Source organism: Microbispora catharanthi, assembly GCF_006334915.2.
Taxonomy (GTDB): Bacteria; Actinomycetota; Actinomycetes; order Streptosporangiales; family Streptosporangiaceae; genus Microbispora; species Microbispora catharanthi.
In genome coordinates this window covers 1-8,765 of record NZ_VDMA02000054.1, presented here as the reverse complement: position 1 = coordinate 8,765, position 8,765 = coordinate 1, and the positions used below count along the sequence as shown (strand labels likewise).

Here is an 8,765-nt window from a genome sequence, read left to right as displayed (position 1 = left end):
TGGCGATGCCGTGGCCCATCGCCGCGGTCGGCGGCGCCAGCCGCACCGGCGAACCGTCCAGCAACACCTCCCCCTCATCCGGCGCATGAGCACCAGACAAGATCTTGATGAGCGTGGACTTCCCGGCGCCGTTCTGGCCGAGCAGGCAGTGCACCTCGCCGGCCCTGACCTCAAGGTCCACGCCGTCCAGCGCGCGTACGCCGGGGAACTGCTTGACGATCCCCCTCATTTGGAGCAGAGATGACGAGTCGGATGGTGACCGCGGCACAGGAGCCTCCCTGGAAAACTTGCGGCCGTGGTCCCGCCCGCCTGACGGCGCCGGCTGGCACCGCCGCGACGGCATCGAGGTCGGCGTCATCGATGCCGGTGCGGCTTCCGGACGACCGATCAGGCGGGCGGGACGTTCTGGGTGGGAAAAGGGCATGTGGGTTCCCGTCCGCCTGACCGCATGCGCCATGGCCGCGGCACCGGGATGGGCGGGGATGTGCCGAGGCGTGTGGAACGGGACGGTCAGGCGGACGGGATGTCTAGATTCGGCAGGCGACAGTTAGGGACCGCGTGGCGGACACGCGGGTCAGGGTGAGTGGGGCAATCGGGCCATCGTCGTTCCCTCGATCACCCCGATGGCCGGGGACGTTCGGATCGTGATGCTTGTGGGGTCGGAGTGTGCACGTTCGACGACGACTCCGGCCGCGCCGCGTGAGGCGGCGCCGAAGCCGAGGTCGGAGGCGGCGAACCGGCAGCGCTCGACGGCGCCGCTCATGCCGAGGCGTGCCAACTCCTGCTCCGCCGCGGGGATCAGCCGGTCGGCGAGCCTGGCGAAGTACCCGCCAAGCACGATCACCCGCGGGTTGAAGAGGTTGACCAGCATGGCCGCCCCGATTCCGAGCCACCGGCCCACCTCCACGGCGGCGGCGTCGACGCGCGGGTCTCCTTCGGCCCGCCGCTGCTCGATCTCGGCCAGCCGCTCCTCCGGGTCGCGGACGACCTGGGGGCCCGTGCCGTACGCGCGGTCGGGTGTGGCCATGCGGACCAGCGCGGCCAGCCCGACCTTGGTCTCCCAGCAGCCGATACGGCCGCAGCGGCACCGCTCGCCGGACGGATCGACCATGACGTGGCCGACCTCCCCGGCGAATCCGTCCGCTCCGCCCAGCAGCCGGCCACCGGCGATGACTCCGCCGCCGACGCCCACCTCGCCTGTGAGGTAGACCAGGTCGGAGGTGCCTGCCGCGACGCCCGAGGTGTACTCGGCCAGTGCGGCGAGGTTGGCGTCGTTGTCCACCGTGACGGGGATGTCCCCACGGATGTCGGCCTGGGACAACCGGTCCGCCACCGCCACCCCGCGCCAGCCGAGATTGGGGGCGACGACCACGGTGCCGGTTGTGGTGTCGATCAAGCCGGGGATCGCCACGGTGATCCCGGCCAGAGCGATACCGAGCCGGTCGAGATCGGCAACGGTCTTCTCGATCACGTGGACCAGCTCGTCCAGTGAGCGTTCCGGGCCGGATCCCATGGCGTCGAAGCCGATGCGCCTATCGATGAGCACTCTGCCGGCCAGGTCGGAGGCGATCGCGGCGATGTAGTCGACGTTGACTTCCACGCCCAGGGCGCCGACCCGCGATCCGTCCAGGACGAGCGCGACACTCGGGCGGCCGACGGAGCCCGCGTGCTGCGGCCCCGTCTCCTTGACCAGTCCGCGTGCCTGCAACTCGCTCACCAGGCTGGTGACGGTGGTCTTGTTCAATCCGGTCGCGACGGCGACGGCCGACCGGGAGCACGGGCCATACGTACTCACGTGACGCAGCACCAGGGCGAGGTTGGAACGGCGCACGGTGGCCTGGTCCGCGGGAACTCCCGCGGACCCGCCGCGACTCATCGAGTCGGTCGTGTGGCCGTCGGCCCTGCTGTGCTCCACGCCGCTCCTCAATTAGTTCGCATGGCTGGCCGAATTAAAGACAGTGAGTCCCGGCTGAGACAAGAGTGAAACCGGTTGCAGGTTACGTAACGTTACGATAACCGTGTCCGGAATGGGGTCCGAAGTGCACAAATGCGAGCGATGCCAACTCGTTACGCATTTCGGGGGTGCGCAGCCGGACATCCTCGTGTTACAACCCTCATTAATTGATCTCAGAGACAAACAAAAGGCAGGTGCCGCGGGTGACAAAGGAGCCGCAACTCACCCGCGCCCCGGGCGGCGCGGCTCCGCCGGCGGGTCCGGCCGTGCTGCGCAGGGCGAACCTCTCGCTGGTGCTGCGCGAGCTGCGCGACCACACCTCCCTGTCTCGTGCCGACATCGCGGAGGCGACCGGCCTGCATCGGGCCACCGTCTCCAACCTCATGGCCGAACTCCTGGAACGGCGGCTCGTGCGGGAGGTCGGCGTCGAGCACGTGGGTGCGATCGGGCGTCCCAGACGGGCGGTGGCGCTGCACGGCGCCCACGTCGGCGCCCTGGGCATGGAGATCAACGTCGACTACATCGCGGTGCACGGCACCGATCTCAGCGGCCGGGTCCTGGTCGAGCGCCGGGCGGTCTACGACACGATGGGCAGCGGCCCGGACAGTGCCGTGCGCCGGCTCGGGCTCGTGGCCAAGGAGGCCGTGGAGGCGATGCGCCGGGCCGGAGCGGTTCCCGCCGGCATCGCGGTGGCCGTCCCCGGGCTGGTGGACGTGACACGCGGAGTCGTGACGCTCGCGCCGAACCTCTACTGGCACGACCTGCCCCTGGCCGACCAGCTGAGCGCCATACTCGGCCCGCTGAACGTGCCGGTGCGGGTGGACAACGACGCCAACCTCGCCGCGCTGGCCGAATACACCTCGGGCATCGCCGCCGGCACACCCGACCTGGTCTACCTCACCGGCGAGGTCGGCGTCGGCGGCGGCATCATCTCCGGCGGCAAGCTCCTGCGCGGAGCGGACGGATTCTCCGGAGAGGTCGGGCATCTGCGGGTCGACCCGAACGGCGACCAGTGCGGCTGCGGCCGCATCGGCTGCTGGGAGACCAAGGTCGGCCTGGCCGCGCTCGTCCGTGCGGCCATGCCCGAGCAGGCGTACGGGCTGCCCGGCATGCCCGTGCCCGACCCCGGTGAACGAGTGGCCGACATCGCCAGAGGCCTGGCCTCGGGCGACCGGCGGATGATGATGGCGGTGGCACAGGTCGGCGAATGGCTCGGGCTCGGCGGCTCGATCCTGGCCAACCTGTTCAACCCGCGAGTGATCGTCATCGGGGGCTACTTCGCCTCACTGGCCCAGTGGCTGCTGCCGCACGCGCAGGATCAGCTACAGCGGCTCGTGGTGGCGGCTCCCGCCGCCCAGTGCCGGTTCGTCGCCTCCACGCTCGGTTTCGGCGCCGCGTCCCGCGGCGCCGCGAGCATGGTCGTCAACCACATCATCGACGACCCGGCGGCGATCATGGATCCATTACCCCGGCCGGCAGCCTACTGACGGCCCCCAAAGACCTGGAGACGGCACCCTCCAGCAACCGAAATATCCGCTTCGACCAAGTGGCAATAAGCGCGGCGGCGCGCGCCTTGCCTGACGTCCCCCCGGTCAGGAAGGGTTTTCCATGTCTCCACGTCAGCGAACGTGGGCCAGGCCGCACAATGCGGCCCTGCCAGAAAAAGGACGACGTATGAGACGTCGGACCGCGGCGACGATGGCCCTGGCCCTCGTCGCCCCCGTCATCACGCTCTTCTCGGCGCCCGTGAGCGCCGAGGCCGCCACGACGGCGGCAGCACCCGACTTCAAGGTGCTCGTCTTCTCGAAGACCACCGGCTTCCGGCACGACTCGATCCCCGAGGGCATCGCGGCCGTGCAGAAGCTCGGCCAGGAGAACAACTTCGCGGTCGACACGACCGAGGACAGCGCGGCGTTCACCGACGAGAACCTGGCGCAGTACCAGGCCGTGGTCTTCATGTCCACGACCGGCGACCCCGTCTCCACCCAGGAGCAGAAGGACGCCTTCCAGCGGTACATCGAAAAGGGCGGCGGTTACGTGGGTGTCCACGCCGCGGCCGACAGCGGGTACAACTGGGCGTGGTACGGCAAGCTGGTGGGTGCGTACTTCAAGCAGCACCCGGCGATCCAGCAGGCCACGGTGAAGGTCGAGGACCCGGCGCACCCGTCCACCAAGGACCTGCCGACGACCTGGTCCCGTACGGACGAGTGGTACGACTACCAGACGAACCCGCGTGGCACGGTCCACGTGCTGACGTCGATGGACGAGAAGTCCTACACCGGTGCCACGATGGGCGCCGACCACCCGAACACGTGGTGTCAGGACTACGACGGTGGCCGCTCGTGGTACACCGGCCTCGGCCACATGAAGGAGAACTACAGCGAGGCGAACTTCCTGAAGCTGCTCCTGGGCGGTATCAAGACCGCCGCGGGTGCGGAGAAGGCCGACTGCTCGGCCTCTCAGAGCAGCAGCTACGAGAAGGTGGCCCTCGACACCGAGACCTCCAACCCGATGATGCTGAACGTCGCCAAGGACGGCCGGGTCTTCTACATCGACCGGCTGGGCGACGTCAAGATCATCAAGCCCAGTGGTGGCTCGGTCCTGGCCGCGCACATGAACGTGTTCACCGCCAACGAGAGCGGTCTGCTCGGCATGGCGCTGGACCCGGCCTTCGACACCAACCACTGGATCTACCTCTACTACTCGCCCAGCGGCTCGGAGAACGTCGACCGGCTGAGCCGGTTCACGGTCACCGGCGACAGCCTGGACCTGGCGAGCGAGAAGAAGATCCTCGACGTGCCGGTGCAGCGCGCCGAGTGCTGCCACCACGGCGGCGGCATGGTGATCGACCCCAAGACCGGCAACCTGTGGCTCGGTACGGGTGACAACACCAACCCCTTCGCCTCCGACGGCTACGACCCGATCGACGAGCAGTCGGGCCGCGCCAACTGGGACGCCCAGCGGTCGGCCGGCAACACCAACAGCCTGAGCGGCAAGCTGCTGCGGATCCACCTGGAGTCCGACGGCACCTACACCATCCCCTCGGGCAACCTGTTCGCCCCGGGCACGGCGAAGACCAAGCCGGAGATCTACGGCATGGGCTTCCGCAACCCGTTCCGGATCGGCCTCGACCCCAAGACCGGCAACATCATGCTCGGCGAGTACGGCCCCGACGCCAACTCCGCCAGCGCCACCCGTGGCCCGCAGAACACGGTCGAGTGGAACCTGATCTCCAAGCCGGGCAACTTCGGCTGGCCGTACTGCATCGGCAACAACACCCCGTACATCGACTACAACTTCGCGACCAAGCAGTCGGGGGCGGCGTTCAACTGCGCGGCTCCGGTCAACGACTCGCCGAACAACGACGGCCTGACCAACCTGCCGCCGGTGATCCCGGCGACGATCTGGTACCACTACGCCGCCGACGCGAACAACTTCCCCGAGCTCAGCGGCGGCGCGCCGATGGGCGGCCCGGTCTACCGCTACGACCCGAACATCCAGTCCAACATCAAGTGGCCGGCGTACTGGGACGGCAAGGCCGTCTTCGGTGAGTGGAACAACAACGCGCTGTGGTCGTTCCAGCTGAACGAGGACGGCTCCAAGCTCGTCGAGATGAACAAGATCATGACGACGCTGAAGTTCCTCAAGCCGATGGACATGAAGTTCGGTCCCGACGGCGCTCTGTACCTGATCGAGTGGGGTTCGGGCTTCGGCGGCGACAACGCCGACTCGGGCATCTACCGCATCGAGTACACCAAGGGCGTCCGCCCGCCGGTCGCCCGCGCCACGGCCGACAAGACCGACGGCCCGCTGCCGCTGACCGTGCAGTTCTCCAGCGAGGGCTCGCGCGACCCCGACGGCAAGGCGATCACCTACGCCTGGGACTTCGACGGTGACGGCAAGACCGACTCCACCGAGGCCAACCCCTCCTTCACCTACACGACGGCCGGCGAGTACAGCGCCGTCCTGACCATCACCAACCCCGACGGCGTGACCGGCAAGGCGAGCGTGACGATCAACGCGGGCAACAGCAAGCCCGTCGTCAAGGTCGAAGTGCCGCCGAACGGCTCGTTCTTCGAGTTCGGCGACCAGGTGAAGTTCAAGGTCACCGTCACCGACGCCGAGGACGGCACGATCGACTGCGACAAGGTGCAGATCCAGGCGATCCTGGGTCACGACACCCACGGTCACCCGCTCGACCAGATGAAGGGCTGCGAGGCCACGGTGCAGACCGCCGCCTCGGGCCACGGTGAGTACGACAACCTGTTCTACGCGATCGAGGCCAGCTACACCGACCAGGGTGCCGGTGCGGCCAAGCCGCTGACCGGCCGGGGCCAGGTCATCCTGCAGCCCAAGCGCAAGCAGGCCGAGCACTTCTCGCAGACCGGCCGGGTGACCGGCGGTGTCGGCACGGACGCCGCCGGCGTCCAGATCGAGGACACCACCGACTCCGCGGGTGGCGCGAAGAACATCGGATTCATCCAGGACGGCGACTACTGGTCGTTCGACCCGGTGAACCTGACCAACATCACCGCGATCCGGCTGCGGGCCTCTTCGGCCGGCGCGGGCGGCACCGTGCAGATCCGCGTCGGCGACCCCGACAACGGCACGCTGATCGGTTCGGCGGACATCACTCCGACGGGCGACTGGCAGACGTTCAAGGACTTCACGGTCGACCTGAACAACGTTCCGACGACCAGCGGCCCGATCTTCTTCGTGGTCCGCAAGCCGGCCAGCGCGGCCAACGACGCCAACCTGGCCAACTTCAACTGGGTCGACTTCGTCGGCAAGGGCGCCACGGAGAACCAGCGCCCGACGGTGACCGCGTCGGCGACCCCGACCACGGGCACCGCTCCGCTGAAGGTCGACTTCACCGCGACGGGCACCGACCCCGAGGGCGACACCCCGCTCACCTACAAGTGGGACTTCGGGGTGAACGGCGCGCCGCAGCCGACGACGGCCAACGCGAGCTACACCTACACCGCCCCGGGTAACTACACCGCGACGGTGACGGTGACCGACGCCAAGGGCGCGGCCACGACCCAGCAGATCGCGATCAAGGTGAACACGCCGGCCGTCGTGTGCTTCAGCGGCCGCTCGGACGACTTCCTGGGCAACCAGCTCGACCGGGACCGCTGGTCGGTGATCCGGGAGAACCAGGACCTGAGGGTCGCCGACGGCAGCCTCATCATCCCGACCTCGGCCACCGACATCTACCAGACGACCAACAACACGCCGAACATCGTCGTGCAGCCGGCTCCCTCGGGCGCCTGGACCGCCACGGCCAAGCTGACGCTGAAGGCGACCGACGCCTACCAGCAGGCGGGCCTGATCCTGTACGGCGACGACGACAACTACGCCAAGATGGTGCTGGAGGGCCGTTCGACCTCCGGGCCGGACCACGCCAGCCGCATCTTCCAGTTCATCCGTGAGGACAAGGGCGCCCCGAACGAGGTCACGGCAAGCAACACCGCCAACCTCGGGGACACCTACCCCGACACGGTGTACGTGCGGTTCATCAGCGACGGCACCAACATCACCGCTCACTACTCCTCCGACGGCACCAACTTCACCGCCATGTCGGAGACCAAGCCGCTCGCCGGGATCACCAACCCGAAGATCGGTTTCATCTCGCTGGCCGGCGCCAACCACCCGGTGACGGACGCGGCGTTCGACTGGTTCCAGATCACCCCGGACGACAAGGCCACCCCGCCGACGCCGGACGACCAGTTCGACGGCACCACGCTCGACAACTGCCGCTGGAACGCCAACGTGCGTTACGACGCGACGGCTGCCCGCGTGACCGGCGGCAACCTGGAGCTCGACACCACGACGGGTGACATCTACGGGACGACCAACAGCGGCCCGAAGAACTTCATCCTGCAGACGGCGCCGAGCGGTGACTGGACGCTGGAGACCAAGGTCGACGGTTCGGCCCTCAGCGAGCAGTACCAGCAGGGCGGCCTGATCGTGTACGGCGACGACGACAACTACGTGAAGTTCGACTTCCTCACCACCAACACCGCAGGGTCGACGGTGGCGCGGACGATCGAGCTGCGCAGCGAGGTCGGCGGCACCGTGCAGAACCCGCAGCCGCAGGTGAACAACCGCACCACCGGTGTGTGGTGGCTGCGCCTGAAGAAGGTGGCAGACAGCTTCACCGGCTCCTACTCCTCCGACGGCACCACCTGGACCGACCTGGCCACCAACGGCACGACCACCGCGGTGAAGAACAGCGCCGTGGCGACCGCGTCGAAGATCGGCGTCTACACCATCGGCACCAACCAGGGCGCGTCCAAGACGGTCAAGTTCGACTACTTCAAGCTGATCAAGGCGGGAAGTGAGGACAAGACCGCCCCGGTGACGACGGCGACGACCGACCCGGCGCAGCCGGAGGGCGGCTCGTTCACCGGTCCGGTCACGGTCACGCTGAAGGCGGTCGACGAGACCGGCGGCAGCGGGGTCGCCAAGACCGAGTACAAGCTCGACAGCGGTGACTGGACCGCCTACACCGAGCCGGTCAACGTCAGCGGCGAGGGGCAGCACACGCTGGCCTACCGCTCGACCGACAAGGCGGGCAACGCCGAGGAGGCCAAGACGCTCACGCTGACGATCTCCCCGGCGTCCTCGCCGGAGGTCAAGCTGACCGTCACCGCCGCCTCGCGCTGCATCGGCACCTCGGCCTACCTGGCGGTCACGGCCGTCAACAACGGTGATGTGCCGGCGACGATCACGCTGACCACCCCGTTCGGGTCCAAGACCGTGGCCGACGTGGCCCCGGGCAAGCAGGCCTACCAGTCCTTCAACACCC

The 8,765-nt window shown here is 68.3% G+C and carries 4 protein-coding genes; 2 read left to right on the top strand and 2 right to left on the bottom strand.

What is annotated here, in order from left to right:
• Together FH610_RS42340 and FH610_RS42335 are read right to left on the bottom strand one after the other, a co-directional pair.
• The coding region (locus FH610_RS42340; RefSeq protein WP_139580883.1) for an ATP-binding cassette domain-containing protein at nt 1–229 on the bottom strand (229 nt) is incomplete at its 3' end.
• Between the two features lie 345 nt (nt 230–574).
• Nucleotides 575–1,915, bottom strand: coding sequence for an ROK family transcriptional regulator (locus tag FH610_RS42335; protein ID WP_240809531.1), 1,341 nt, complete (start codon nt 1,913–1,915; stop codon nt 575–577).
• Nucleotides 1,916–2,157: 242 nt separating this feature from the next.
• Here FH610_RS42335 and FH610_RS42330 point away from each other — a divergent pair, with 242 nt between their 5' ends.
• Complete coding sequence (locus tag FH610_RS42330) at nt 2,158–3,441, top strand: ROK family transcriptional regulator (RefSeq protein WP_139580882.1); 1,284 nt, start codon at nt 2,158–2,160, stop codon at nt 3,439–3,441.
• Nucleotides 3,442–3,628: 187 nt separating this feature from the next.
• The coding region (locus FH610_RS45425; RefSeq protein ID WP_205826462.1) for a ThuA domain-containing protein at nt 3,629–8,765 on the top strand (5,137 nt) is incomplete at its 3' end.